Raw genomic sequence first — 26213 nt, 5'->3', positions numbered from 1 at the left:
CGTCAGTCGAAGGTGAGGGTGGGGCCGCGGCCGGCCTCGAGGCCGAGGCCCTTCAGCCGCGCCTGCACGACCTCACCGGGCAGCTCCATCGACTCGGCCAGCTCGGCGAGCGAGAGGCCGAGCTCGACGCCGTCGCGCAGCTCCTCGTCCTCCTGGGTCGTCCACGCGTGGCCCTGGGTGACCGCGGTGCGCGAGGACTCCGGGGGCGGCGGCGGGTGGGCGACCGGCCGCTCGTCCGGCGTCGGGGTGGCCTCGACCATGGTGGCGCCCGCGACCGCCCCGGTGAGCCCGCGCAGCGCCGGCTCGGCCACCGGCAGCGGCGGCGGCGCGGTCTCGTCGAGGCGCGCCAGCGCCCCGAGCACCATCGCGCGGTCGGCGGTGGGCCAGAACGGCGGCAGCGAGCGCTGCAGGAACCCGGCGTAGCGCGCCGACATCATCCGCGAGTCCAGGAACGCGACCACGCCGCGGTCGTCGGACCGGCGGATGAGCCGCCCGGCGCCCTGGGCCAGCCGCAGCGCCGCGTGGGTCGCCGAGACCGCCATGAAGCCGTTGCCGCCCATGCGGGCGATGGCCTGCGAGCGCGCCGAGGCCAGCGGGTCGTCGGGGCGCGGGAAGGGGATGCGGTCGATGATCACCAGCTGGCACGACGACCCGGGGACGTCGACGCCCTGCCAGAGCGACAGCGTGCCGAACAGGCAGGTGGCCGGGTCCTTGGCGAACTCGCGCACCAGCGTCGAGATCTGGTCCTCGCCCTGGCAGAGCACGACGATGTCGGTGTCCTCGAGGCGCTCGCGCATCACCTCGGTGGCCTCCTTCGCCGCCCGCATCGACGAGAACAGGCCGAGGGTGCGCCCGCCGGCGGCCCGCACCAGGGCCTCGATCTCGTCGAGGGTCTGCGGCGCGGTCCCGTCCCGGCCGGGGGGCGGCAGGTGGCTCGCCACGTAGGCGATCCCCTGCTTCGGGTAGTCGAAGGGACTGCCGACGTCGAGCCCGCGCCACGCCGGGGCCCCCTCGCCCCGCAGCCCGATGGTGCCGGCCACGGCGTCGAAGGTGCCGCCCAGCTCGAGGGTGGCCGAGGTGATGACGACCGTGCGGTCGTCGAAGACCTTGTCGCGCACCATCATCGCCACGCTCATCGGCGCCACCCGCAGCACCGGCCCGCGCCGGGGGTCCTTCGAGAGCCACACGACGTCGAGCTCGCGCTCCTCGAGCATCCGGGCCGCGCTCTCGAACAGCTCGTCGACCGCCGCCCGCGCGACCTGGCGGCCGGCGTCGGGCTCCTCGCCCTGCTGCGGCTTGAGCTCGGTCTGGGCCGCGCGGGCGACGTCGCGGATCCGGCCCAGCGCGGTGGCGAGGGCGTCGGGCACGCCGGTGAGCCGGCCCTCCGGCATCGGCTCGAGCACCGACTCCAGCAGGGTGGCGGCATCGTCGAGGGCGTCGGCGGCGTCGGCCTGGCGGCCCGCCCGCTTGGCCGCGGCGCGCACGGTGCCAGGGGTCAGCTCGTCGGTGATGGTCGAGGTGACGCGGTCGACCAGCTCGTGCCCCTCGTCGACCACCAGGACGTCGTGCTCGGGCAGCATCTGGCGGCCCTCGAAGGCGTCGATGGCCATGAAGGAGTGGTTGGTGACGATGACGTCGACGTCGCGCGCGGCCTCCCGTGAGCGCTCGACGAAGCACTCGGCCGCCATCGGGCAGCGCGACCCGAGGCACTCCTGGGCGCTCACCGACACCTGCCGCCAGGCGCGCTCGGAGACGCCGGGCACCAGCTCGTCGCGGTCGCCGGACTCGGTGGAGGCGGCCCACTCGCGCAGCCGTACGACCTCCTGGCCCAGGCGGGAGGCGGCCCGGTCGACGTCGCCCACCGTCATCAGGGTGTCGGCGTCGTCGTCGGGGAAGCCGCCCTCGAGCTTGTGCAGGCACACGTAGTTGCGCCGGCCCTTGACCAGCGCGTACGTCGGCCGGCGGCCGAGGACGGGGGTCAGGGCCTCGGCCAGGCGCGGCATGTCGCGGTCGACGATCTGGGCCTGCAGCGCCAGCGTCGCGGTGGCCACGACCGCCGGGCGGCCGGTGTCGATCGCGTGCTGCACCGCCGGCACGAGGTAGGCCAGCGACTTGCCGGTGCCGGTGCCGGCCTGCACCAGCAGGTGCTCGCCGCGTTCGACGGCGTCGGCCACGGCGTGGGCCATCTCGACCTGCCCCGGCCGCTCGGTGCCGCCCACCGAGGCCACCGCGGCGTGGAGCAGGTCGTCGAGGGAGGGCACCGGAGCAGCCTAGGCGTTCGGCCGTGTCGTCCTGCCCTCCGGCGTGCCGGGCGAGGGTGCACGATGGGGCGGTGACCTCCGACCTCGAGCGCACCCCGTTCCCCACCGACATCGAGATCGCCGAGGCGGCGGAGATCCTGCCGATCGCCGATCTCGCCCGCGACCGGCTCGGCATCCCCGCCGACGCGCTCGTGCCCTACGGCCACACCAAGGCCAAGGTCTCGCTGCCGTTCGTCGCCTCGCTGGCCGACCGGCCACAGGGCCGCCTGGTCCTGGTCACGGCGATGTCGCCGACGCCGGCCGGGGAGGGCAAGACGACCACCTCGGTGGGCCTGGCCGACGGGCTGTCGCGCCTCGGCGAGCGCACCGTGGTGGCCCTGCGCGAGCCGTCGATGGGCCCGGTCTTCGGCATCAAGGGGGGCGCGGCCGGCGGCGGCTACGCCCAGGTGGTGCCGATGACCGACATCAACCTGCACTTCACCGGTGACTTCGCGGCCATCGCGGCGGCCAACAACCTGCTGTCGGCGCTGCTCGACAACCACCTGCACCACGGCAACGCGCTCGACATCGACCCGCGCACCGTCACCTGGAAGCGGGTGCTCGACCTCAACGACCGGGCCCTGCGCGAGGTCGTCATCGGCCTCGGAGGCACCGGCAACGGCGTGCCCCGCGAGGACGGCTTCGACATCGTGGTGGCGTCCGAGGTGATGGCCATCCTCTGCCTCGCCTCGTCGCTGGCCGACCTCAAGCGCCGCCTCGGCGACGTCGTCGTGGCGCACACCCGCGCCGGCGCGCCCGTGACCGCGCGCGACCTCGGCGCCGAGGGCTCGATGACGGTGCTGCTGCGCGACGCCCTGGCGCCCAACCTGGTGCAGACCCTGGAGCACACCCCGGCCTTCGTGCACGGCGGGCCGTTCGCCAACATCGCCCACGGAGCCAACTCGGTGATGGCCACCCGGGCCGCGCTCGGGCTGGCCGACTGGGTCGTCACCGAGGCGGGCTTCGGTGCCGACCTGGGCGCCGAGAAGTTCGTCGACATCACCTGCCGGCTCTCGGGCCTGCGCCCCGACGTGGTGGTCGTCGTGGCCACCGTACGGGCGCTGAAGTACCACGGCGGTGTGGCGGTGGGCGACCTGGCCGTCGAGGACCTCGGCGCCCTCGAGAAGGGGATGGCCAACCTGCGCCGGCACCTGCACAACGTCCGCGACGTCTTCGGGCTCACCCCCGTGGTGGCGGTCAACCGCTTCCCCACCGACACCGACGCCGAGGTCGACGCCGTGGTCCGGATGTCCGGCGACGAGGGGGTCGCGGCCTACGCGGCCACCCACGTGGTCGACGGCGGCGCCGGAGCCGAGGCGCTGGCCCGCGGGGTGGTCGACGCCGTGGCCGCCGGGACCTCCGAGATGACCTTCGTCTACCCCGACGAGCTGCCGCTGGCCGACAAGGTCGAGGCCGTCGCCACGGCGGTGTACGGCGCCGACGGCGTCACCTTCGCCCCGGCCGCCCGCAAGGCGCTGGCCCGGATCGAGGCCGAGGGGCACGGGCGGCTGCCGGTGTGCATCGCCAAGACCCAGTCCTCGTTCTCGACCGACCCGACGCTGCGCGGCGCCCCCGAGGGGCACACCGTCGACGTGCGGGAGGTACGACTCTCGGCCGGTGCCGGGTTCGTCGTCGCCATCACCGGCAGCGTGCTGACGATGCCGGGGCTGCCCAGAGAGCCCGCCGCGAGCCGTATCGACGTCGACGACGACGGGCGGATCGTGGGGCTCAGCTGAGCGGGCGCCCGTCGAGCCGCCGCGCCATCCGGATCTCGTCACGCTCGTCGTCCTCGGACAGCCGGATGCCGCCGGGCAGGCGGCCCACCTCGGTGTACCCGAGGCCGGCGTAGAAGGCCTCGACCCCGGTGCCCCCGCGGACGGTGAGCTCGGCCAGGGCCACGCCGTCCTCGCGCCCGACCCGGTGCATCGCCGCCATGAGCAGGCGGCCCAGGTTGCGGCCCCGCCGTTGCGGGTCGGTCATCACGCGGTAGGCCGTGCGGCGGTGGGCCCGGAGCGGGTTGGCGTCGCCGCCCCACCAGGCGAGCGCGACGACGGAGCGGTCCGCGCCGCGCAGCAGCACTGCGACGGCGCGCCCGGCCCCCATCTGCTCCTCGTGGGCCGCCAGGGCGGCCGACACGGCGGACCGCGGGGCCCCGGGCACGAAGCCGACCGCGCCGCCGGCGTCGTTGGTGGCACACCAGAGGTCGAGGACCTGCTCGCGGGTCGGGGCGTCGAAGGGCTCGCGGTGCACCTCGACCGACGGCGCGAGCAGCACGACCGGGGCCGGGACGTCGGCCGGGTCGGCGGCGCGGGCCCGCTCGGCCACCGCGCGAGGGACGCCCGGGAAGACGACGTCGGGCTTGGCGGCGCCCAGCAGGGTCAGCCCCGCCCGTTCGGCGGTGCGGATGGAGGCGCGGTGGTCGGGGCGCGCGGTGGCGGTTATCGGGAGCCCGGGCCCGTGCTCGATGGCGTCGGCCACCAGGGCGCGGGCGACCTCGGGGCCGAGCCCGCGGCCGTGGTGCGGCCGGTCGAAGCGGTAGTAGAGGTTCAGGTGCTCGCGCTCGCGCCCGTGGATGAGGCCGGCGACGCCCAGGGCCTCGCCGCTCGCCCGGTCCTCGACGACGCCGTAGCCGAAGCCGTGCTCGGCCCAGTGCGTCAGCGCCCGCTCGAGCATCCCCTCGGCGGTCGCCGCGTCCGGGGCGACCGCCCACGGGGCGAAGGGGTACTGGGCCGGGTCGGTGTGCAGCCGGACCCAGAGGTCGTGGTCGGCGTCGGTCAGCGGGCGTACTCGGAGGCGGGCCGTGGTGACGGTGCGGGGGCTCGGTGCCATCCGGCCGGGGTCAGACGGCGTACGCCGACAGGTCGTCGGCCAGCTCGGCGTCGACCCGTGCGGTGAGCCGGGTGCCCTCCGCCACGTGCTCGCTGGTGAGGACCTCGCCGGTCTCGTGGACGCGGCTCACGAGGTCGCCGCGGTCGTAGGGCACCAGGACGTCGACGTCGATGTCGGGCTGCGGCAGCTCGTCGCCGATGAGGGCGCGCAGCTGCTCCATCCCCTCGCCGGTGCGGGCCGAGACGACGATCGAGTGCTTCTCGTGCCGCCGCAGCCGGTCGATGACCTCGGGGTCGGCCAGGTCGGCCTTGTTGATGACGATGACCTCCTTGACGTCGGTGGCCTCGACGTCGGCGAGGACGGACCGGACGGCGGAGATCTGGCCCTCGGGGTCGGGGTGCGAGCCGTCGACCACGTGCAGCAGCAGGTCGGCCTCGGCCACCTCCTCGAGGGTGGAGCGGAAGGCCTCGACCAGCTGATGCGGCAGCTGGCGGACGAACCCCACGGTGTCGGCCAGCGTGTAGAGGCGGCCGTCGGGGGTCTCGGCCCGGCGCACGGTGGGGTCCAGGGTCGCGAAGAGCTGGTTCTCGACCAGGACGCCGGCGCCGGTGAGCCGGTTCAGCAGGCTCGACTTGCCGGCGTTGGTGTAGCCCGCGATCGCGACGCTGGGCACCTGGTTGGCCTTGCGGCCGCCCCGCTTGGTGTCGCGGACGGTCTTCATGTCCTTGATCTCGCGGCGCAGCTTGGCCATCCGGGTGTTGATGCGGCGCCGGTCGAGCTCGATCTTGGTCTCACCGGGGCCACGCGAGCCCATGCCCTGGCCGCCGGCGGCCTGGCCACCGGCCTGGCGCGACATCGACTCGCCCCAGCCGCGCAGGCGGGGCAGCAGGTACTGCAGCTGGGCCAGCTCGACCTGGGCCTTGCCCTCGCGGCTCTTGGCGTGCTGCGCGAAGATGTCGAGGATCAGCGCGGTGCGGTCGATGACCTTGACCTTGACGACGTCCTCGAGGGCGCGGCGCTGGCTGGGGGCGAGCTCGGTGTCGCAGATGACGGTGTCGGCGCCCTCGGCGACGACGATGTCGCGCAGCTCGGCGGCCTTGCCCTTGCCCAGGTAGGTGGCGGGGTCGGGGTTGGCGCGCCGCTGGACGACGCCCGCGAGGACCTCGGAGCCGGCGGTCTCGGCCAGTGCCGCGAGCTCGCGCATCGAGTTCTCGGCGTCCTCGGCGGTGCCCTCGCACCACACGGCGGCGAGCACGACGCGCTCGAGCCGCAGCTGGCGGTACTCGACCTCGGTGACGTCCTCGAGCTCGGTGGAGAGCCCGGCGACGCGGCGCAGGGACGCGCGCTCCTCGCGGTCGAGCTGGTCACCGTCGTAGGCGAGGGGGTCGTCGTCCAGCACGAAGCCGGAGTCGTCGAGCGGGGCGTCGGCGAGCGCTTCGGCCCGCCCGGAGAGGAAGTCGCGTGCAGTCATGTTCTCCCTAGGGTCTCACTGGTCAACGCGCCGGGGCGACCGGATTCTTCCGTGAGCGAAGCTCGGGTCGGCGCCCGATAGCCTTCCGTGCGATGAGCGACCCCGACCACTACTTCACCGCCGCGCCGGCCAGCGACGGCGAGCGGCGCCCCCTGCGGGTGCGGCTCGCGGGGCGCACCGTCGAGGTCGAGGTGGCCCGCGGCGTCTTCTCCCCGGGGAGCATCGACAAGGGGACGGCGGTGCTGCTGGCGCAGGCCCCCGCTCCCCCGGCGTCGGGCACGTTCCTCGACCTCGGGTGCGGATGGGGCCCGGTGGCCCTGACCCTGGGGCTGCGCTCGCCCGGGGCCACGGTGTGGGCCGTCGACGTCAACGAGCGCGCCATCGACCTGTGCCGGCGCAACGCCGCCGCCCTCGGGCTCGACGGCGTGCGGGCGGGGGTCGCCGCTGACGTACCGGACGGGACGCGGTTCGACCTCATCTGGTCCAACCCCCCCATCCGCGTCGGCAAGGCGGCCCTGCACGAGCTGCTGGCGACCTGGCTCCCCCGGCTCGCGCCGGGGGGTGCGGCGTACCTGGTGGTGCAGAAGAACCTCGGGTCGGACTCGCTCCAGCGGTGGGTCGAGGCCGACCTCGGGATGCGGTGTGAGCGGCTGACGTCGGTCAAGGGCTTCCGCGTCCTCGCCGTGACCCACCACGGCTGAGGCACCCGCCGGTACGGGCTCGGTTCAGGCCGGGAGCGTGGCCAGGGGGAGCGTGCCGTCGGCGACCAGCACGGCCGGCCCGGCGAGCTCGACACCGTGGTCCGCCAGGAGCCGCACCGTGAGGCGCCCACCCGCGACGTCGACCGTCCACGTCGAGCCGGTGTCGAGGGAGCCCGCCCAGAAGCTGGTGGCCACCGCGGCGGCACAGGCACCGGTGCCACAGGACCGGGTCTCACCGACGCCCCGTTCGTGGACGCGCATCGCGATGTGCCCCGGCCCGATCGGACGGACGACCTCGACGTTGGTGCCGTGCGGGGGCTCGGGGCGCACCACCGGGGGGCGGCTGAGGTCGACGCTCTCGAGGTCGACCTCCTCGGGCAGGGCCACGACCGTGTGCGGGTTGCCGAGGTCGACCGACACCGCCGAGTACGGGTCGCCCTCGCCCAGGTGCACGAGGGCGTCGACGCCGTCGCGCTCGGAGGCGGCGGGGTCGGTCAGCCTCCAGGGGCCGAGCTCGACCGCCCAGCCGTCACCGTCGGCGCGCACCCGCTTGGCCCCGGCGCGGGTGGCGATCACGAACTCGTCGGCGCTCTCGAGCCCCTCGCGGCGCAGGTACGCGGCGAACACGCGGGTCCCGTTGCCGCACATCTCGGCCGCCGATCCGTCGGCGTTGCGGTAGTCCATGAACCAGCGGGCCTGCTCGGCCTGGGCCCGCACGTCGTCCTCGTCGGCGTGCGCGGTGGGCACGACGCGGATGACCCCGTCACCCCCGATGCCGGCGCGGCGGTCGGCGAGGAACGCCGCCCGGGCGGGCGACAGCCCGAGGGTGCCGTCGAGGTCGGGCACGAGGACGAAGTCGTTCTCGGTCCCGTGCCCCTTCGTGAACGCCAGCACGTCAGCCATGCGCCCCATCGTCCCATCCCGCCCGGCACCGGCCGCCATGGCCCGGACGGGTCGCGCCGGGCCGTCCGCGAGATGGCCCGTCAGGGCGATGCGGGTCCTCGGTGCCGTCCCCGAGCCTGGGAGCAGTCCCCGCAGCCGCGGCGGACACCGTCAGAAGGAGTGGGTCGACATGCCGTTCATCCAGGTCAAGGTGATCGAGAACGTGTTCAGCAGCGAGCAGAAGGGCCAGATCGTGCGCGAGCTCACCGACGCCATGGTCCGCGTCGAGGGTGAGGCGATGCGGCCCGTCACGTGGTGCGTCATCGAGGAGGTGCGCTCGGGGGACTGGGCCATCGCCGGCAACCCGCTGACGACCGCCGACGTCAAGGCACTGGCGGCCGGCGCCCAGGTCTAGTGCCGCGGGCGGGGACGGGCCACCATCGAGGTATGCGTCCGCCCCCGCCCGGCCCCCGCGCCCTCGCCGCCGCGCGTCGGGCGCTGGACGACGCGCAGTGGGCGCGGGCGCGGGACCTGCTGCGAGAACAGGTGGAGGTCGAGGGCGCCCCGGCGTGGGAGCTGCTGGCGGAGGCCGCCTGGTGGCTGGACGACGGCAGCGCCTGCCTGGCCGCGCGCGAGACGGCCTACCGCCTGCACCGGGAGTCCGGCGACGTGCGCGGTGCTGCCGCGGCCGCGACGGCCCTCGGCTACGACGCGGCCCTCTTCGGGCAGGGGGCGTCCGTCGCCTCCGGGTGGCTGGCCCGGGCCCGCCGGCTCCTCGCGGAGGTCGACGGACCGCTGCCCGAGCACGGCTGGCTGGCGGTGCGCGAGGCCGAGCTGGCCCTCCAGGTGACGCATCGGCCCGACACCGCCCACGAGGCCGCCACCGAGGCGGTCGCCGTGGCACGTTCCTTGGGACGCACCGACATCGAGCACGTCGGCCTGGGGCTGCTCGGCCTGGTCGAGGTCACCCGCGGCCGGGTCGACGAGGGGATGGAGCTGCTCGACGCCGCGGTGGCCGGCGCTTTGAGCGGCGAGGTCGGCGACGTCATGTGGGTGGGCAAGGTGTGCTGCTGGCTGGTGGGGGCCTGCCGCGAGGCCCAGGACCTGGCCCGGGCGGTCGAGTGGTGCGAGCGGGTCGACGCGCTGTGCCGCGAGCGTGACCTGGCACCCCTGTTCACGGCCTGCCGCATCCAGTACGCCTCGGTGCGGCTGGCCGGCGGCCACTGGCTCGACGCCGAGGTGGAGCTGGTCGCCGCGCTGGAGCGCATGCGCGACTCCCGGCGGGCGACTCGCACCGATGCGGTGGTCCAGCTGGGGCACCTGCGCCGGCGCCAGGGCCGCCTCCCCGAGGCGGAGGCGCTGTACGTGCAGGCCGGGTACGCCCCCGCCGCGCTGGTCGGCCGGGCCCTGGTCCGCCTGGCCCGGGGCGAGACCGCGCCGGCCTGGGCCCTGGTGGCGGACCTCCTCGAGGACGTCGCGCCGACCGACCTGATGACCCGGGCCGCCGTGCTGCTGCCGGTGGTGCGGTGCGCGGTCGCCGCCGGCCGGCCCGAGGAGGCCGAGCGGGGCGCCGCCGAGCTGGCCGAGCTCTCCGCACAGCTGGGGACCGAGGCGGCCCACGGGGCGGCCGCGGTGGCGCGCGCGCTCGTGGCGGCGTCGGGCGGGGCGAGCGGCCCGGCCGGAGCCGACGCGGCGCGCAGCGCGTGGCGGGCGGCGGCCCGGTCCTTCCACGCCGCGGCGCTGCCGGTCGAGGCCGCCGAGGCCCACCTCGCGCTGGCCCGGCTGCTGGCCGCGGACGAACCGGGGTCGGCGGCCGACGAGGTGCGCTGGGCCGTCACCACCCTCGAGGCGGTGGAGGCGCCGGAGCTGCTGGCGCAGGCACGGGGGATGCTGGGTGGCGGGGGACCCGCCGTCGACGGGTCGGCGCGCCCGACGCCGTCACCGGTGCTCACCCCCCGCGAGGTCGAGGTGCTGCGGCTGGTGGCCACCGGGGCCAGCAACGCCCGGATCGCGCGCGAGCTGGTCGTCAGTGAGCACACCGTGCACCGGCACGTGGCGAACATCCTGACCCGGCTCGGCGAACCGACCCGCGGGGCCGCCGCCCTGCGCGCGGTGCGCGACGGCCTGATCTAGCGAACAGCCGACGCGGCCGGGGGCGGCGGGTGCTCGGCGACGAAGGCGGCGGCCCGCTCGACCAGGTCGGGAGCGGCGGCGTCGACCCAGTGGATGCGGGGGTCGGGCCCGAACCACGACTCCTGCCGCCGGACCAGCCGCCGGGTGCGCTGCGCGGTGTCGGCCACCGCGTCGTCCACCCCCCACCGCCCGTCGATGACGCCGAGGGCCTGGGCGTACCCCACCGCCCGGCTGGCCGTGCGCCCCTCCCGCAGGCCGAGGTCGACCAGGGCCCGGGTCTCCTCGACCAGTCCGGCGTCGAACATGGCCCGGGTCCGGCGCTCGATGCGGCGGTCGAGGACGTCGCGCTCGAGCCGCAGCCCCACCAGCACCGTCGGGCGCAGGAGCTCGCGGGTGGGCATGGTGGCGCTGAACGGCCGCCCGGTGAGCTCGATGACCTCGAGGGCCCGCACGACGCGGCGGGTGTTGCCGGGCTCGATGGCGGCGGCGGCCACGGGGTCGGCCGCGGCCAGCTCACGGACCAGGACGGCCGGCCCGTCGTCGGCGAGACGGGCCTCGAGCCGGGCGCGCACCGCCGGGTCGGTGGGCGGGATCTCGAGGCGGTCGAGCAGCGCCCGCACGTAGAGGCCCGAGCCACCCGCGACGACGGGCACGCGGCCGCGGGCCAGCACGCCCTCGACGTCGGCCCGGGCGTGCCGCTGGTACGCGGCGACCGTCGCCTCCTCGGTCACCTCGAGGACGTCGATCTGGTGGTGCGGCACGCCGGCGCGCTCGGCCGGGGTGAGCTTGGCCGTGCCGATGTCCATCCCGGCGTAGAGCTGGGAGGCGTCGGCCCCCACCACCTCACCGTCGAACCGCCGGGCGAGCGCGACGGCGAGGTCGGACTTGCCGGTGGCGGTGGCCCCCACGACGGCGACGACGACCCCGGGCGCGGGCCGGGCCGGCCCCCGGCGGCTCTCCTGGAGCGGGTCCACGGGTGCGGCGCTCAGTCGGAGCGCTCGTCGTCGGGGGTCTCGTCGTCGTGCCCGAACGGGTCGCGGTCCTCGCCCGGCATCCAGGTCTGCCCGGGGGTGCCCCAGCCGTTGGCCCGGACGGCCTTCTTGGCCTTGCGCGCCCACTTGCCGTCGAGCCGGTCGACGTAGAGGAAGCCGTTGAGGTGGTCGTACTCGTGCTGGAGCATCCGGGCGAACCATCCCGTCGCCTCGTAGCGCAGCTCGTTGCCGCCGAGGTCCTGCCCGGTGAGGACGGCCGAGGCGCCACGGCGCAGCGGGAAGGACTCCCCCGGCACCGACAGGCAGCCCTCGGACTCCTCGTGCGGGTCGGGGTCGCCGACCAGGGGCTTGGCCGCGGCGACGTAGGGGTTGATGACGACCCCGCGCGGCGGGATGCCGTCGTCGTTCGCCAGCTGCCAGGTGAAGATCCGCAGGCCCACCCCCACCTGCGGGGCGGCCAGGCCCACGCCCCGGGCGGCGTCCATCGTCTCGAACATGTCGGCGACGAGCTCACGCACCGTGTCGTCGATGACCTCGACCGGCAGGGCGCGGCGGTGGAGGACGGGTTCCCCGGTGATCGTGATGGGACGGATGGCCATGGGCGGGATTCTTCCAGAACCGCCGAGCCGTCCGCCCCCGGGCACGGACCCACGAGAAAGGGGTGGCGCGGACGGCCCGACGGGTGTGGACTGGAGGCGCTCCCCCCGGGGAGCGGACCGACGTCCCCGAACCGAAGGAGGTGGCCGATGGGTTTTCTCGACAGTGCCAAGGACAAGCTCACCGAGCTCGCCGAGCAGCACCCGGACCAGGTCGAGTCGCTGAGCGACCAGGCCATCCAGCGCGGCGGAGACGCCGTCGACGGAGTGACGGGTGGTCAGTACGCCGACCAGGTCGACGGAGCCCAGCTCCGCGCCGACGAGGCGGTCGGCGAGCGCTGAGCGCGCCCCGGCACCGAGGCCCCCGACCGGACGACCGGTCGGGGGTCTCGTCCGTTCGGACACGATGCCGCCCGCGTTCGGCCCGGGCTCGCGGCGGGGCGGCGTTTCCGCTGCGGCCGGGGGCAGCGCGTCACTACGGTGACGGAATCTCGCACCGCTCCACCCGGAAGGACGAACCCGTGTCGCACTGGACCTCTGGGCTCCCCAAGCTCGACATCACCCCGTTCGACCCGACCCCGCTGTACGAGGCCGTCGAGCAGACCAACCGTGAGCGCCAGGAGATCGAGACGCGCCGCCGCACCTTCCTGCGTCCCATCCTCGCCGTCCTGGGCCTGGTCGCCCTCGCCGCGATGGTCATGGGCGCCCTGGCCCTCGCGGCCTGAGCCCCGCGCGCGCGGTCAGACCGCGCAGGACGGCGCCGACGGCGCCACCGCGGCGGGACGGCCCACCGCGGGCATCCCGAGCGACACGGCCGGCTTGCCCGGCACCGCCGCCCCCTGCAGCGACTCCCACGCCTCGCCGCCCCGGGTGCGTCGCACCTCGTAGGTCCCTCCCGTGACGCCACTGTCGGCGACCAGGTGGTGGGGAGCCCCGTAGGTGACGCCCACGGTCACGACGTCGCCCGGGCGTGGACGCTCGGCCCCGTCGGGCACGGCGAAGTGCACCAGCCGGTTGTCGCGGGCGCGCCCGCTCATCCGCGACGTCTCGCCGTCCTTGCGCCCCTCGCCGGGTGCGACCAGGACCTCGACCTCGCGACCCTCGACCTCGCGGTTCGCCGCCCACGACACCCGCTCCTGGAGCGCGATGAGGCGGTCGAAGCGCTCCTGCACCACGGCCTTGGGTACCTGGTGCGGCATCGTCGCAGCGGGCGTGCCGGCGCGGATGGAGTACTGGAAGGTGAAGGCGCTGGAGAACCGGGACGCCTCGACCACGCGCAGCGTCTCGGCGAAGTCTTCCTCGGTCTCGCCGGGGAACCCGACGATGAGGTCGGTGGTGATGGCGGCATCGGGGATGGCCGCGCGGACCTTGTCGATGATCCCGAGGAACTTCTCGCCGCGGTAGGAGCGCCGCATCGCCTTGAGCACGCGGTCGGAGCCGGACTGCAGCGGCATGTGCAGGCTGGGCATGACGTTCGGCGTCTCGGCCATGGCAGCGATGACGTCGTCGGTGAACGCGGCCGGGTGGGGGCTGGTGAAACGGACCCGCTCGAGCTCCTGGATGTCGCCGCAGGCCCGCAGCAGCTTGCCGAAGGCCAGCCGGTCGCCGAACTCGACGCCGTAGGCGTTGACGTTCTGCCCCAGCAGGGTGACCTCGACGACGCCCTGCGCCACGAGGGCCTCGACCTCGGCCAGGATCTCGCCGGGGCGGCGGTCCTGCTCCTTGCCGCGCAGGCTCGGCACGATGCAGAAGGTGCAGGTGTTGTTGCAGCCCACCGAGATCGACACCCAGCCCGAGAACGCGGAGTCGCGCCGCGTCGGCAGGGTCGAGGGGAAGGTCTCGAGCGGCTCGAGGATCTCGACCTCGGCGCGCTTGTTGTGGCGGGCGCGGTCGAGCAGGGCCGGGAGGCTGCCGATGTTGTGGGTGCCGAAGACGACGTCGACCCAGGGGGCCCGCTGCACGATGGTCTCGCGGTCCTTCTGGGCCATGCAGCCCCCGACGGCGATCTGCAGGTCGGGGTTGGCGGTCTTGGCCGGGCGCAGCTGCCCGAGGTTGCCGTAGAGCTTGTTGTCGGCGTTCTCGCGCACCGCGCAGGTGTTGAACACCACGACGTCGGCGACGTCGGGGCGCTCACCGGCCGGGATGCTGGCGAGGTCGACGTAGCCGGCGGTCTCGAGGAGTCCCGCCAGGCGCTCGGAGTCGTGGACGTTCATCTGGCACCCGTGGGTGCGCACGTCGTAGGTCTTGGCTGCAGTCATGGCCGCTCCAGGGTAGGCGGGCCCGGCGGCGCGGCGAAACGCACCCGCCGCCGCGGGCGCCGCCGCGACCCTCGCCAGGCTCAGCGCGAGGTGGTGCGCTGGTACTGCCGGATCGACAGGGGCACGAAGACCACGAGCACGGCCACCGACCACAGGAGCGAGTAGAGCACCGGGTGCTGCAGCGGCCACACCTGCGGCGGTGGGAAGGCCGGGTTGGTGTTGCCGAACAGCTCGCGCGCCGACTGGGTGACGCTCGAGACCGGGTTCCAGTAGGCAAAGACGCGCAGCACGGTGGGCAGCGACTCGGGGCTGACGAAGGTGTTGGCGATGAAGGTCAGCGGGAAGATCACGATGAAGCTCGCGTTGTTGACGACCTCCGGGGTGCGGACGATGAGCCCGACGTAGGCCATGATCCAGGAGATCGCGTAGGCGAAGAACAGCAGCACCAGGGCCCCGGCCAGGGCGTCGAGCGGGTTGCTGCGGATGCGCCAGCCGACCAGGAGGCCGGTCAGGCCCATGACGACGAGGCTGATGACGTTGTTGACGACGTCGGACAGGGTGCGCCCGAAGAGCATCGCCGACGGCGCCATGGGCAGGGTGCGGAAGCGGTCGATGACGCCCTTCTGCAGGTCCTCGGCCAGGCTGAAGCCGGTGAAGGTGCTGCCGAACACGACGGTCTGGGCGAAGATCCCCGCGATGAGGAACTCCTTGTAGTCGACACCGGTGTTCTGCGACCCGATGGCGCCGCCGAAGACGTAGGCGAACAGCAGGACGAACATGATCGGCGACAGCGTCGTGAAGACCAGGAGGTCGGGGACCCGCTTGATCTTGATGAGGTTGCGCCGGGTGACGGTGACGGCGTCGCCGACGGTGTGCCCGAGGGTGCTCATCGCTTGCCCCTTCCGGAGGGGGTGGGTTCGGGGTCTGCGCGGTGCCCGGCCCCGCCGCCCGGGTCGCCGGCGTCGTCGGGGTCCGCGTCGTCGGGGCTCGCGGAGGCGTGCCCGGTGAGGCTGAGGAACACGTCGTCGAGCGTCGGCCGGCGCAGCGCCAGGTCGGAGACCGGCACCGAGGCGTCGTCGAGGCGGCGGACGACCTCGACCAGCACCCCGGCTCCCCCGCTGACCGGCACCGTGATGCGCCGCCCGCGCCGCTCGAGGACGGGCGCACCGATGCCGACACCCGAGAGCACCTCCCGGGCCCGCTCGCGGTCGGCCTCGTGAGCCACCACGACCTCGACCCGCTCACCGCCCACCTGCTCCTTGAGCTCGTCGGCGGTGCCCTCGGCGATGACGCGGCCGTGGTCGATCACGGCGATGCGGTCGGCCAGCTGGTCGGCCTCCTCGAGGTACTGCGTCGTGAGCAGCAGCGTGGTGCCGCCGCGCACGAGGTCGCCGATGACCGCCCACATCCCGAGCCGTGAGCGCGGGTCGAGGCCCGTGGTGGGCTCGTCGAGGAAGAGGATCGGCGGGTGGGCCACCAGGGCGCCCGCGAGGTCGAGGCGGCGACGCATCCCCCCGGAGTACCCCTTGACCTGACGGTCGGCGGCGTCGGCGAGGTCGAACTGCTCGAGCAGCTCACGCGCCCGCACCCGCGACGCCTTCGCACCCAGGTGGTAGAGCCGCCCGACCATGTCGAGGTTCTCGAAGCCGGTGAGGTACTCGTCGACCGCGGCGTACTGGCCGCTGACGCCGATGGTGGAGCGGACCGTCGCCGGGTCGGCCAGGACGTCGGTGCCCAGCACGCGCGCCCGGCCCCCGTCGGGGACCAGCAAGGTGGTGAGGACCTTGATGGTGGTCGTCTTGCCCGCCCCGTTGGGCCCCAGCAGGCCGACCACCGTGCCCTCGGCGACGGTGAGGTCGAGCCCGTCCAGGGCGCGCACCTGCCCCTCGCCCTTGCCGTAGACCTTCGTGAGCCCTTCGGCCACGACCGCGTCGGACACGGTGCACCCCTCCCTGTGACGGCGCCGGTGGCTCGACGCCTGAGGGAACTCTAAGAGAGACCGCTGACAGGGGCCACGCCTTTGCGGGGCCGCTCCGCGACCACCGACCCGCGACCACCGACCTGGGCCGTCAGTCGCGCCGGTGCTCGGGCGCGTCGCGCACGGCGTCGCGGACCACCCGCATCGCCAGCTCGCCGTCGTAGCCCTTGCGCGCCAGCAGGCCGGCGAGGCGCCGGGTCTGCACCACCGGCTCGAGGCCGTGCAGGGTGCGCAGCTTCTTGGCCACGAGCTCGCGGGCGCGCTCCTCCTCGGCGTGCGGGTCGAGCGCGTCGAGGGCCGCTTGGGCCGTCTCGTCGTCGACCCCCTTCTTGCGCAGCTCCTGGCGCAGCGCCCGGCGGGCCAGGCCGCGGCCGGCCTGCTGGCTGCGCACGAGCATCCCGGCGTAGGCCTCGTCGTCGACCAGGCCGACCTCCTCCATCCGGTCGAGCACCGCGGTCGCGACGTCATCGGGGCACTGCTTGCGGCGGAGGGCCTGCTCGAGCTGGGCCCGGCTGCGTGGTGCGGCCGTCAGCTGGCGCAGGACGATCTGGCGGGCCCAGTCGTGCGGGTCGACGGCCTCACCGCGGGTGCGGGGGTCGCTCTCGGGGTCGGGCCCGGGTGCAGGGGACGGGGTCGGCCCCGCCGCCCAGGAGGGCGGCGGGGCCGTGCCGTCGGCGAACGCCACGCTGCTCGGCTCAGAAGTCGACGGCGACGTCCGCCGCGACCGGCTCCTCGGGGCGCGGGACCCCGATGCCGAGCTTCTCCTTGATCTTCTTCTCGAGCTCGACGCCGAGCTCGGGGTTGTCCTTGAGGAACTGGCGGGCGTTCTCCTTGCCCTGGCCCAGCTGGTCGCCCTCGTAGGTGTACCAGGCGCCGGCCTTGCGCACGAAGCCGTGGTCGACGCCCATGTCGATGAGGCCGCCCTCGCGGGAGATGCCCTGCCCGTAGAGGATGTCGAACTCGGCCTGCTTGAACGGCGGGGCCACCTTGTTCTTGACGACCTTGCAGCGGGTGCGGTTGCCGACCGCGTCGGTGCCGTCCTTGAGGGTCTCGATACGGCGGACGTCGAGGCGGACCGAGGCGTAGAACTTCAGCGCCTTGCCACCCGTGGTGGTCTCGGGCGAGCCGAACATCACGCCGATCTTCTCGCGCAGCTGGTTGATGAAGATCGCGGTGGTGCCGGTGGTGTTGAGGGCACCGGTGATCTTGCGCAGCGCCTGCGACATCAGGCGGGCCTGTAGGCCGACGTGGCTGTCGCCCATCTCGCCCTCGATCTCGGCCCGGGGCACCAGGGCCGCGACGGAGTCGATGACGATGATGTCGAGGGCGCCGGAGCGGATCAGCATGTCGGCGATCTCGAGCGCCTGCTCCCCCGTGTCGGGCTGGGAGACCAGCAGGGCGTCGGTGTCGACGCCGAGGGCCTTGGCGTACTCGGGGTCGAGCGCGTGCTCGGCGTCGATGAAGGCCGCGATGCCGCCGGCCCGCTGGGCGTTGGCCACCGCGTGCAGCGCGACGGTCGTCTTACCGGAGGACTCCGGGCCGTAGATCTCGACGACGCGGCCGCGAGGCAGGCCACCGATGCCGAGCGCGACGTCGAGGGCGATGGAGCCCGTGGGGATGACGGCGATGGGGGGGCGGACGTCGTCGCCGAGGCGCATGACCGCGCCCTTGCCGTGCTGCTTCTCGATCTGCGCCATCACCGAGGCGATGGCCTTGTCGCGCTCACCGCCACCGTTGCCCTTGGTGTTCACCGCGGGGGCGGTGAGGACGGCGCCGCGAGATCCGTTGGGTCCAGCCATGTCACACCTGTTCCTTCGTGTCGTCATCGATCGCGTCCACCGGCGACCAGCTCCCGCTGTCGGTCTCGTCGCGAGGTCTGGTCAGACGCTAGGTGGAGGCACCGACAGCCGTCACGGGCCGCCGTGAGGCCTGTGGACGGGTGCGGCCGGAACCGCCACCTGTGGACGAGCGTAGACGAACACGTGTTCGACGCGGCGGCGGCGCGCCGCGACACGCCGACGTCCTCCGCCGTGCCCGGTCGCTCAGGTGAGCAGCAGCGTGGCGATGCGCCGCGAGGTGCCGACGACCCCCACCACGCCCAGCACCAGCAGGTATGCGACGTGCCACAGCAGCCCCCAGCCGACCTCGCCGAGCATGAGCCCACGCTCGAGCGCGACCCCGTGGTAGAGCGGGGTCAGTCGGACCAGCCACTGCAGCGCGTCCGGGTAGGTGCTCAGCGGGAAGAAGGTGGCGGAGAACAGGAACATCGGCTGGATCGCCAGGGTCACGTAGTCGAAGTCCTGCCACGAGCGCAGGTAGGTGGTCGTGAACATCCCGACCGCCCCGAACGCCAGCCCGATGAGCACCCCGGCCGGCAGCGCGAGCAGCGCCCACCACGACCGGACGAGCCCGGCGACCAGCGCCACGACGAGGAACATCCCCGAGTAGAGGGAACCCCGCAGCAGCGACCACGTGATCTCGCCGACCGCGATGTCGCGCGGCCCGATCGGTGTCGCGAGCATGGCGTCGTACAGGTGCTGGTAGCGGAGCTTGAAGAAGACGTTGAAGGTGGCGTCGAAGATCGCCCCGTTCATCGCCGACGCGGCCAGCAGGCCCGGGGCGACGAAGGCCGCGTACTCGACGACCGAGCCGCCGTCGGTGGTGACCCGGCCGATCAGCGCGCCGAGCCCGACGCCCAGCGAGAACAGGTAGAACACGGGCTCGACGAAGCCGCTGAGCAGCAGCACCCAGGCCCGCCGGAAGGCGGTGGCGTTGCGGGCGACGACGAAGCGGGCCAGCCCTGCCGCCGCCGGGAACGGCAGGACGCGCGGGCCCCGGCGCGGGGGCGCGGAGGTGCTCACGACAGCAGCCGCCGGCTGAACGCACGGTGGGCCACGACCCAGCCGACGCCGATGAAGAGGGCGATGACCCCGAGGTGCACCAGCCCCATGGCCCCGGGCCACTCCCCCGCGGCGGCCGCCCGCGCCAGGACGACCCCGTGCCACAGCGGGGTGACCCACGCGACGGGCTGTAGCCACCCGGCCAGCTGCTCGAGCGGGAAGAAGGTGCCCGAGAAGAGCAGGACCGGCGTGAGCACGAAGCGGTAGAGGACGCCGAAGACGTTGTCGGTGAGGATGGTGGCGCTGACCGCGAACGTGGGCACGGCGAAGGCGAGGCCGGTGAGCATCCCCACGGGCACCGCCAGCAGCACCCACCAGGAGGCGAAGGCCCCGAAGAGCGCGGCGACCGCGACGAAGACGGCGGTCGCGACGGCCAGGTTCGCGGCGAGGACGGTGAGGTGGCCGACCAGGACGTCCGTGACCCCCAGCGGCGTCGCCAGGGTGGCCGAGTACATCCGGTTCCACTTGATGTAGCCGAGCACCGGGTAGGTGGCGTCGCCGAACCCGAGCAGCGCACCCTGGTAGGCGATGATCCCCGGCACGACGAACTGCAGGTAGGACTGCCCGACCCCGCCGCCGGCGTCGACCAGGGAGCCCAGGCCCAGGCCCATGGCGGCCAGGAAGAACAGCGGCGACAGGAACCGGCTGATGACCGATCCGCGCCAGGTGCGCCGGTAGACCAGGACGTGGTGCGCCATCGCCGCCGTGACCCGCTCGCCGCGCCCGAGGGGACGCCGCGGCCCGGCCGCCAGACGTCCGCTGCCCCCCGCGTCGGCGGCCGGGGCGGTCGGAGGCAGGACGAGCGACATCAGTCGACCAGGGTCCGGCCGGTGAGGTGGAGGAAGACGTCCTCGAGGGTCGACCGGCGCACGAGCGCCGACAGCGGCTGGATGCCGCGCCCGTGCAGGGCGGCCAGCGCGTCGTCGCCGTCGGCGGTGTAGACGAGCAGCCGGTCGGGCAGCACCTCGACCCGGTCGGCCACGGTGCGCACGGGCTCGACGTGGCGCTCCTGCTCGTCGACCGGGAAGCGCAGCTCGACCACCTCACGGGTGGAGTGCCGGTCGATGAGCTCGCGCGGGCTCCCCTCGGCGACGATGCGGCCGTGGTCCATGACGACGAGCCGGTCGCAGAGCTGCTCGGCCTCGTCCATGTAGTGGGTGGTGATGATGAGGGTGACGCCGTCGCGCTTGAGGCGGTAGAGCCGGTCCCAGAGGACGTGGCGCGCCTGCGGGTCGAGGCCGGTGGTCGGCTCGTCGAGGAGCAGGACCTCGGGGTTGTTGACCAGTGCCCGGGCGATGGTGAGCCGGCGCTTCATCCCGCCCGAGAGCGGCTCGACCCGGTCGTGGCGGCGCTCGGTGAGCTGCGCGAACTCGAGCAGCTCGTCGGCCCGGGCCCGCACCTCCCGCTTCGAGAGGCCGAAGAAGCGGCCGTAGACCCAGAGGTTCTCCTCGACCGACAGGTCCTCGTCGAGCATGTCCTGCTGCGGGCACACGCCCAGCCGGGCCCGGATGGCGGGGCCGTCGGTGGCCGGGTCGAGGCCGAGGATGCTGAGCTCGCCGCCGGAGACCGGGGAGACGCAGCCGACCATCTTCATCGTCGAGGACTTGCCGGCGCCGTTGGGGCCGAGGAACCCGAAGGCCTCGCCCCGGCGGACCTCGACGTCGATGCCGTCGACGGCGACGAAGTCACCGAAGGTCTTGCGCAGCCCCCGGGCGCGCAGCAGCACGTCATCCACGAGCAGGAACCTAGACCAGCGCGCCGACACCGGCCACGGGATTATCGGCCGCGCCCCCGACCGGCGCGCCCCCGACCGCCGCGCGTCAGGGCCGGCGCGGGGCCGGGTCGAGGCCGTGCCGCCGGCTCTCGGGGACGTCCTGGTCCTCGCACAGGGCGTCCCACACCTCGCGCGGGGACATGCCGGACCGCAGCGCCTCGTCGGGGGTGCGGCCGCCGAGGGCGGAGAGCACGTGCGAGCGCGCCAGGGTGGGCGCGTAGGCGGCGCCGAACTCGCCGGCCATGAGCTCCCAGAACCTCGAATGTCGCACGGGCCGATGGTAGACGTCGCCCCTGACGCCGCGACCCGGGCGGACGGCATACTGGCCCGCATGCGCCTCATCACCGCCGACGGGGTCCCGCCGTCGCTCGCCCGTGTCCACGAGCCCGAGGACGCGCCGGTGCGCGTCGGGCTGGTCCAGCACGCATGGGACGCAGACCCCGACCGGCTGCGCGCGAGGCTGCTCGACGGCATCCGCACCGCCGCCGACGCCGGCGCCCGGGTCGTGTTCCTGCCCGAGCTCACCCTGTCGCGCTACCCCGCCGACACCCTGCCGAGCGGCCGCCCGGACGTCACCGCCGAGTCGCTCGAGGACGGGCCCACCGTGGCGCTCGCCCGCGAGGCCGCCGCGGCCACCGGCGCCTACGTGCACGCCAGCCTCTACGAGAAGGCCGATGCCGCCGACGGCACCGACGACGGCCTGGGCTTCAACTCGGCCGTGCTGGTCGCGCCCGACGGCACGCTGGTCGGGCGCACCCGCAAGACGCACATCCCGGTGACGGCCGGCTACTACGAGGACCGCTACTTCCGCCCCGGTCCGGCCGACGACGCCTTCCCGGTGTACGCCCTCGACGACCTCGGGATGCGGCTGGGGCTGCCCACCTGCTGGGACGAGTGGTTCCCCGAGGTGGCCCGCGCCTACAGCCTCGGCGGGGCCCAGGTGCTCGCCTACCCGACGGCCATCGGCTCCGAGCCCGACCACCCCGACTTCGACACCCGCCCGCTGTGGGAGCACACCATCGTCGGGCACGCCATCGCCAGCGGCGTCTTCGTGGTCGTGCCCAACCGCTACGGCACCGAGGGCCTCATCACGTTCTACGGCTCCTCGTTCATCGCCGACCCCTACGGCCGCGTCCTGGTGCGGGCCCCACGCGACGAGAGCGCGGTGCTCGTCGCCGACCTCGACCTGGCCCAGCGCGACGACTGGCTCACCCTCTTCCCGTTCCTGGCCACCCGCCGGCCCGACGCGTACGGCGTCCTGGCCGAGCCGGTGCGGGCCGAGCACCGGCGCGGGGAGTAGCCGTGGCCGGCGCAGGGGACCGGCGGATGCCGCCCGAGTGGGCACCGCACGAACGCACCTGGATGGCATGGCCGACCGCGGGCTACGCCCTCGGCGAGACCCAGGAGGAGGCCGACGACGCGCACCGCACGTGGTCGTCGGTGGCCCGGGCGGTCGCGGGCTTCGAGGCCGTCACCGTGGTGGCCGACCCCGCCGACAGCGAGGTCGCCCGCCGGTGGCTCGACGGCGACGGCGCCCGGCCGTACGGCATCGACGTCGTCGAGGCGCCGCTCGACGACGCCTGGATGCGCGACATCGGCCCCACCTTCGTGGTCGACGCCGACGGCTCGCCGGCCGCGGTCGACTGGGTCTTCAACGGCTGGGGCGGGCAGGAGTGGGCCGTCTGGGAGCACGACTCCCGCGTCGGCGCCTTCGTCGCGGACCGGGCCGGGGTGACGCGCATCGGCTCCGAGATGGTCAACGAGGGTGGCGGCCTGCACGTCGACGGCCTCGGCACCGTGCTGCTCACCGAGACGGTGCAGCTCGACCCGGGCCGCAACCCGGGGATGGCGAAGGCCGACGTCGAGGCCGAGCTGGCCCGCACCATCGGGGCCCGCACCTGTATCTGGCTGCCGCGGGGGCTGGCCCGCGACTACGACGAGTTCGGGACGCGTGGGCACGTCGACATCGTCGCGACCTTCGCCGACCCCGGCCTGGTCCTGCTGCACTGGCAGGCCGACCCGGCCCACCCCGACCACGAGGTCAGCGTCGAGCTCGAGCAGGTCCTCCAGGCCGCCCGCGACGCGCGCGGCCGCGAGCTGGAGGTGGTCCGTGTGCCGGCGCCCACGACCCTGGAGGACGGGGACGACTGGGTCGACTGGTCCTACATCAACCACTACGTCTGCAACGGCGGCGTGGTCGCGTGCGCGTTCGAGGACCCGCAGGACGGCGCCTCCCTCTCGATCCTGGCCGCGGCGTACTCGGGGCGGCAGGTCGTCGGGGTCGACGCCCGCCCCCTGTTCGAGCGCGGCGGCGGCATCCACTGCATCACCCAGCAGCAGCCGCGGGTCTGAGGTGGCCGGCGGCCCGGGGCGCTAGGCGCTCCCGGCGTCGGCCGCCAGCTGCTGACGCAGCTCGCGCTTGAGGACCTTGCCGTAGTTGTTCGTGGGCAGGGCCGGCACGACGCGGTAGTCCTTGGGCCGCTTGTACCGGGCGATGCGCTCGAGGCAGGTGCGGTCGAGGTCCTCCGGCGTCGGGGCCGCGGCCTCGTCGTCGGGCACCACGAACGCCACCACGGTCTCGCCCCACTGCGGGTCGGGGCGGCCCACGACCGCCACCGCGCGCACGCCGGGATGGTGCAGCAGCGCCTCCTCGACCTCGCGGGGGTAGATGTTCATGCCGCCGCTGATGATGAGGTCCTTCGAGCGGTCCTTCAGGGTCAGGAAGCCGTCGTCGTCGAAGGCCCCCAGGTCGCCGGTGTGCAGCCAGCCGCCGCGCAACGTCTCGGCGGTGGCGTCGGGCTGGTCCCAGTAGCCGGCCATCACGACGTCACCGCGCACGAGCACCTCGCCGGTCTCGCCGACGGGCACCGGGCGGTCGTCGGCGTCGACCACGGCCACCTCGACGTCGGTGCGCGGGAAGCCCACGCTCTGCACGCGCTCGTGCCAGCGCGGGTGGTCGCGCTCGGCGTGGTCGGCCTTGGAGAGCCCGGTGATCGTCATCGGCGTCTCGCCCTGGCCGTAGATCTGCGCCAGCCGCGGGCCGAACACGGCGAGCGCCTCCTCGAGGTCGGCCAGGTACATCGGCGCCCCGCCGTAGACGATGGTCTTGAGATGCTCGGCGGCACCGACCACCGCGGGGTCGGCCGTGAGCCGCTTGACCATGGTGGGCGCCGCGAACATGCTCGTGCCGGGCCACCGCCGCAGGAGGGTCGCGATCTCGGCGCCGTCGACCCCGCCCGACTCGGGCAGCACGCTGACGGCTCCCTTGGCCACGTGCGGCAGCCCGTAGAGGCCCGAGCCGTGCGAGAGCGGCGCGGCGTGCAGCATCGCGTCGGTGGCGGCCACCGGGTCGATGTCGGCGAAGTAGCTGAGCGAGGCGGTGAGCAGGTTGCGGGCGGTCAGGGTGGCGCCCTTCGGCCGGCCGGTGGTGCCCGAGGTGTAGAAGAGCCACGCCGGGTCGGACGGTGCGAGGTCGGCGACCGGCACCGGCTCGGCGCCGCCCAGGCGCTGCCACCGCTCCCCCGGCGCCACCACGACGGCCTCCAGCGAGGCGACCCGTCCCAGCAGCGACTCGACGTCGTCGGCGTGGTCGTCGTCGGTGACGGCGACCCGGGTGCCGCTGTGCTCGAGGACGTAGGCGATCTCGTCGCGGTGCAGCCGGGCGTTGACCGGCACCGCCACGAGCCCCGCGTGCCAGGCGGCGTACAGCGCCTCGAGGTACTGCGGGCGGTTGCGCATCACGATGGCGAGCCGGTCGCCCGGCTTCAGGCCCAGCTCCTCGCGCAGACCCCCGGCGAGGCGGGCGGTGCGCTCGGCCCACTGCGCCCAGGTGGCGTACACCCCCTCGCCCTCGGCCAGCGCGGCATCCCCGGGTCGACGGCGCCCATGGCGCTCCACCCACACGGCCGGGTTCATCGGGCCTCCCACACGTCGACGGTGACGACGGGGCGCGCGGCCCCTCAGGACGGTGTCATCGTACGGCCGCGCCCTACGATCACGGCATGAGGCTCACTCCCGAGGACGCCCGCGCCCGGCTCGACGGCGCCGACCACGGCATCCTGTCCACCCTGCACCCCGAGCGCGGGGTCGACTCCGTGCCCTGCGCCTTCGCCCTCGACGGCGACCTGGTGGGCTTCGGCGTCGACCGGGTCAAGCCCAAGGACTCGCCGCGGCTCAACCGCAGCCGCAACCTCGACCGCGACCCGCGCGCCGCCCTCCTCGCCGAGTGCTGGGACCGCGACGACTGGTCGCGGCTGTGGTGGGTGCGCGCCACCCTGCGCCACGAGCCCGAGCCGCCCGAGGGCAGCGCCGCCCGGCTGTCGGCACTGCTGGCGCGCAAGTACCCGCAGTACGCCCACGAGCCGTTCGACGAGATCGTCGTGCTGCGCGTCGTGGGCCTCACCGGCTGGGCGGCCTCCGAGGACCAGGTCGTCTAGGGCCGGGGAGCCAGCGCCTCGAGCACCGCGACGGCCCGCTCGAGCGCGACGTCCTCCGGCACGTCGAGCGTCCCGACCTCGGCCGAGAGGTTCAGGTCGAGCAGGACGTCGGTGGCGCCCTGCTCCCCCAGGGCCGCCACGTCGGCGAGCAGCTGCTCGCGGGTCCCGCGGAACGGCCGCCGCCCCGACCCCGGGTCGCGGGCCAGCAGCTCGGGGACCACGCGCACCAGCACGGTGAGGGCGTCGGGGTCGCGCCCCGCCTCGTGGGCGCCGGCGCGGACGGTCCGGATGTCGGCCGCCAGGCGGTGGGGGTCGTGGCTGCTGCTCGCGACCCAGCCCTGGGCCAGTCGGCCGGCCCGCCGCAGCGCGGGCTCGGCAGTGCCGCCCACCAGGAGCGGCGGGTGCGGCCGCTGCACCGGCGCCGGGCCCACGTGCGAGCACGGCACCGTGTAGAACTCACCGGCGAACTCGACCGGGTCCTGGGTCCAGAGCGCGACCAGGCAGTGCAGGTACTCCTCGAACCGGGCTCCGCGGCGCTGCATCGGCACCCCGGCGGTCGCGTACTCCTCGGGCAGCCAGCCCATCCCGACCCCCACCGTGAGCCGGCCCCCAGAGACCACGTCGAGCGAGGCCGTCGTCTTGGCGAGCAGGGCCGGCGCGGTGAAGGGCGCGCAGACGGTGGCGGTGCCGAGCCGGATGCGCGACGTGTGCCCGGCGACCAGGGCCAGCGCGACCACCGGGTCGAGGACGCTGCGGTGCGACGGCCCCAGCCGGCCGTCCACCGGCCAGAGCGTGCGCTGGAAGGCCCACAGCGAGTCATACCCCAGGCTCTCGGCCCGGGTGGCGACCTCGAGCATGGTCACCGGCGTGGCCCAGCGGCCGGCCACCGGCAGCCCGAAGCCGACCCGGGGCGCGGTGCTGCTCACCCGGCCACTGTGACAGGTGCCCGGGTGTCGGTGCCGG

Annotated in this window: 26 protein-coding genes; 9 read left to right on the top strand and 17 right to left on the bottom strand. The window is 74.5% G+C overall.

Annotated elements, in window-relative coordinates; genetic code table 11:
• Nucleotides 1–2: 2 nt before the first annotated feature.
• Complete coding sequence (locus tag ATL31_RS15020) at nt 3–2261, bottom strand: ATP-dependent DNA helicase (RefSeq protein ID WP_101396670.1); 2259 nt, start codon at nt 2259–2261, stop codon at nt 3–5.
• A gap of 71 nt (nt 2262–2332) precedes the next feature.
• On the opposite strand from ATL31_RS15020, the gene ATL31_RS15015 reads away from it, so the two are divergent.
• Nucleotides 2333–4036 (top strand): formate--tetrahydrofolate ligase, encoded by a 1704-nt coding sequence (locus tag ATL31_RS15015; protein WP_101396668.1) that lies wholly within the window; start codon nt 2333–2335, stop codon nt 4034–4036.
• Here the strand turns inward: ATL31_RS15015 and ATL31_RS15010 are convergent.
• Nucleotides 4029–5129, bottom strand: coding sequence for a GNAT family N-acetyltransferase (locus ATL31_RS15010; RefSeq protein WP_101396666.1), 1101 nt, complete (start codon nt 5127–5129; stop codon nt 4029–4031). The genes ATL31_RS15015 and ATL31_RS15010 overlap by 8 nt on opposite strands.
• Before the next feature lie 10 nt (nt 5130–5139).
• A complete protein-coding gene (gene hflX, locus ATL31_RS15005; protein ID WP_101396664.1) occupies nt 5140–6600 on the bottom strand; it encodes a GTPase HflX in 1461 nt (486 codons plus the stop codon).
• A gap of 92 nt (nt 6601–6692) precedes the next feature.
• Between hflX and ATL31_RS15000 the strand changes: the two genes are divergently transcribed.
• Nucleotides 6693–7301, top strand: a complete 609-nt coding sequence (locus tag ATL31_RS15000) for a class I SAM-dependent methyltransferase (RefSeq protein ID WP_101396662.1) — start codon at nt 6693–6695, stop codon at nt 7299–7301.
• 24 nt (nt 7302–7325) lie between these two features.
• On the opposite strand, the gene dapF is transcribed toward ATL31_RS15000, so the two are convergent.
• Entirely contained in the window at nt 7326–8204 is an 879-nt protein-coding gene (dapF, locus tag ATL31_RS14995; RefSeq protein WP_101396660.1) for a diaminopimelate epimerase, read from the bottom strand.
• Between the two features lie 169 nt (nt 8205–8373).
• Between dapF and ATL31_RS14990 the strand changes: the two genes are divergently transcribed.
• Together ATL31_RS14990 and ATL31_RS14985 are read left to right on the top strand one after the other, a co-directional pair.
• A complete protein-coding gene (locus ATL31_RS14990; protein ID WP_101396658.1) occupies nt 8374–8598 on the top strand; it encodes a tautomerase family protein in 225 nt (74 codons plus the stop codon).
• A 32-nt stretch (nt 8599–8630) separates the two neighbouring features.
• Nucleotides 8631–10316 (top strand): helix-turn-helix domain-containing protein, encoded by a 1686-nt coding sequence (locus tag ATL31_RS14985; protein WP_101396655.1) that lies wholly within the window; start codon nt 8631–8633, stop codon nt 10314–10316.
• On the opposite strand, the gene miaA is transcribed toward ATL31_RS14985, so the two are convergent.
• Together miaA and def are read right to left on the bottom strand one after the other, a co-directional pair.
• Entirely contained in the window at nt 10313–11290 is a 978-nt protein-coding gene (gene miaA / locus ATL31_RS14980) for a tRNA (adenosine(37)-N6)-dimethylallyltransferase MiaA (protein ID WP_101396653.1), read from the bottom strand. The genes ATL31_RS14985 and miaA overlap by 4 nt on opposite strands.
• 11 nt (nt 11291–11301) lie before the next feature.
• Nucleotides 11302–11907, bottom strand: a complete 606-nt coding sequence (gene def, locus ATL31_RS14975) for a peptide deformylase (RefSeq protein WP_101396651.1) — start codon at nt 11905–11907, stop codon at nt 11302–11304.
• 147 nt (nt 11908–12054) lie between these two features.
• Between def and ATL31_RS14970 the strand changes: the two genes are divergently transcribed.
• Both ATL31_RS14970 and ATL31_RS14965 read left to right on the top strand, forming a co-directional pair.
• Nucleotides 12055–12246, top strand: a complete 192-nt coding sequence (locus ATL31_RS14970; RefSeq protein ID WP_101396649.1) for an antitoxin — start codon at nt 12055–12057, stop codon at nt 12244–12246.
• Between the two features lie 179 nt (nt 12247–12425).
• Nucleotides 12426–12629 carry a hypothetical protein gene (locus ATL31_RS14965; protein WP_101396647.1) on the top strand — a complete coding sequence of 68 codons (204 nt, stop codon included), beginning with the start codon at nt 12426–12428 and terminating at the stop codon, nt 12627–12629.
• A 15-nt stretch (nt 12630–12644) separates the two neighbouring features.
• Here the strand turns inward: ATL31_RS14965 and miaB are convergent, their stop codons facing one another.
• From miaB to ATL31_RS14920, 9 genes are all read right to left on the bottom strand, one after another.
• Nucleotides 12645–14162, bottom strand: coding sequence for a tRNA (N6-isopentenyl adenosine(37)-C2)-methylthiotransferase MiaB (miaB, locus tag ATL31_RS14960; protein ID WP_101396645.1), 1518 nt, complete (start codon nt 14160–14162; stop codon nt 12645–12647).
• 80 nt (nt 14163–14242) lie between these two features.
• Complete coding sequence (locus ATL31_RS14955; RefSeq protein WP_101396643.1) at nt 14243–15052, bottom strand: ABC transporter permease; 810 nt, start codon at nt 15050–15052, stop codon at nt 14243–14245.
• Nucleotides 15049–16101 carry an ATP-binding cassette domain-containing protein gene (locus ATL31_RS14950; protein WP_101396641.1) on the bottom strand — a complete coding sequence of 351 codons (1053 nt, stop codon included), beginning with the start codon at nt 16099–16101 and terminating at the stop codon, nt 15049–15051. The genes ATL31_RS14955 and ATL31_RS14950 overlap by 4 nt, the downstream gene beginning before the upstream one ends.
• Nucleotides 16102–16231: 130 nt before the next feature.
• A complete protein-coding gene (locus tag ATL31_RS14945) occupies nt 16232–16825 on the bottom strand; it encodes a regulatory protein RecX (protein WP_101396639.1) in 594 nt (197 codons plus the stop codon).
• 10 nt (nt 16826–16835) lie between these two features.
• Entirely contained in the window at nt 16836–17837 is a 1002-nt protein-coding gene (gene recA / locus ATL31_RS14940; protein ID WP_245862783.1) for a recombinase RecA, read from the bottom strand.
• Nucleotides 17838–18182: 345 nt separating this feature from the next.
• Nucleotides 18183–19001, bottom strand: a complete 819-nt coding sequence (locus ATL31_RS14935) for an ABC transporter permease (protein WP_101396635.1) — start codon at nt 18999–19001, stop codon at nt 18183–18185.
• The gene (locus tag ATL31_RS14930) at nt 18998–19849 is read right to left on the bottom strand and encodes an ABC transporter permease (RefSeq protein WP_101396633.1); all 852 of its coding nucleotides are present in this window, start codon (nt 19847–19849) and stop codon (nt 18998–19000) included. The genes ATL31_RS14935 and ATL31_RS14930 overlap by 4 nt, the downstream gene beginning before the upstream one ends.
• On the bottom strand, nt 19849–20775 hold the full coding sequence (locus ATL31_RS14925) for an ABC transporter ATP-binding protein (protein WP_101396631.1): 927 nt from the start codon (nt 20773–20775) through the stop codon (nt 19849–19851). Before ATL31_RS14925 ends, ATL31_RS14930 begins: the two co-directional genes overlap by 1 nt.
• A gap of 85 nt (nt 20776–20860) precedes the next feature.
• On the bottom strand, nt 20861–21085 hold the full coding sequence (locus ATL31_RS14920; RefSeq protein ID WP_101396629.1) for a DUF3046 domain-containing protein: 225 nt from the start codon (nt 21083–21085) through the stop codon (nt 20861–20863).
• A gap of 60 nt (nt 21086–21145) precedes the next feature.
• On the opposite strand from ATL31_RS14920, the gene ATL31_RS14915 reads away from it, so the two are divergent.
• Both ATL31_RS14915 and ATL31_RS14910 read left to right on the top strand, forming a co-directional pair.
• Nucleotides 21146–22114, top strand: coding sequence for a nitrilase-related carbon-nitrogen hydrolase (locus ATL31_RS14915; protein ID WP_101396627.1), 969 nt, complete (start codon nt 21146–21148; stop codon nt 22112–22114).
• A gap of 26 nt (nt 22115–22140) precedes the next feature.
• Nucleotides 22141–23166, top strand: a complete 1026-nt coding sequence (locus tag ATL31_RS14910) for an agmatine deiminase family protein (RefSeq protein WP_101396625.1) — start codon at nt 22141–22143, stop codon at nt 23164–23166.
• Nucleotides 23167–23187: 21 nt separating this feature from the next.
• Here ATL31_RS14910 and ATL31_RS14905 read toward each other — a convergent pair whose 3' ends face one another.
• A complete protein-coding gene (locus tag ATL31_RS14905) occupies nt 23188–24729 on the bottom strand; it encodes an AMP-binding protein (protein WP_101397717.1) in 1542 nt (513 codons plus the stop codon).
• Nucleotides 24730–24815: 86 nt separating this feature from the next.
• Here ATL31_RS14905 and ATL31_RS14900 point away from each other — a divergent pair, with 86 nt between their 5' ends.
• Complete coding sequence (locus ATL31_RS14900; RefSeq protein ID WP_101396623.1) at nt 24816–25250, top strand: PNPOx family protein; 435 nt, start codon at nt 24816–24818, stop codon at nt 25248–25250.
• Here ATL31_RS14900 and ATL31_RS14895 read toward each other — a convergent pair.
• Nucleotides 25247–26176 carry a TIGR03619 family F420-dependent LLM class oxidoreductase gene (locus ATL31_RS14895; protein WP_101396621.1) on the bottom strand — a complete coding sequence of 310 codons (930 nt, stop codon included), beginning with the start codon at nt 26174–26176 and terminating at the stop codon, nt 25247–25249. The two genes, ATL31_RS14900 and ATL31_RS14895, sit on opposite strands and share 4 nt — an antisense overlap.
• Between the last annotated feature and the right edge of the window lie 37 nt (nt 26177–26213).

This window comes from Phycicoccus duodecadis (assembly GCF_002846495.1).
Classification (GTDB): Bacteria; Actinomycetota; Actinomycetes; order Actinomycetales; family Dermatophilaceae; genus Phycicoccus; species Phycicoccus duodecadis.
The sequence above is the reverse complement of the archived record's forward strand: the minus strand, read 5'-3'. Positions and strand labels throughout refer to the sequence as shown.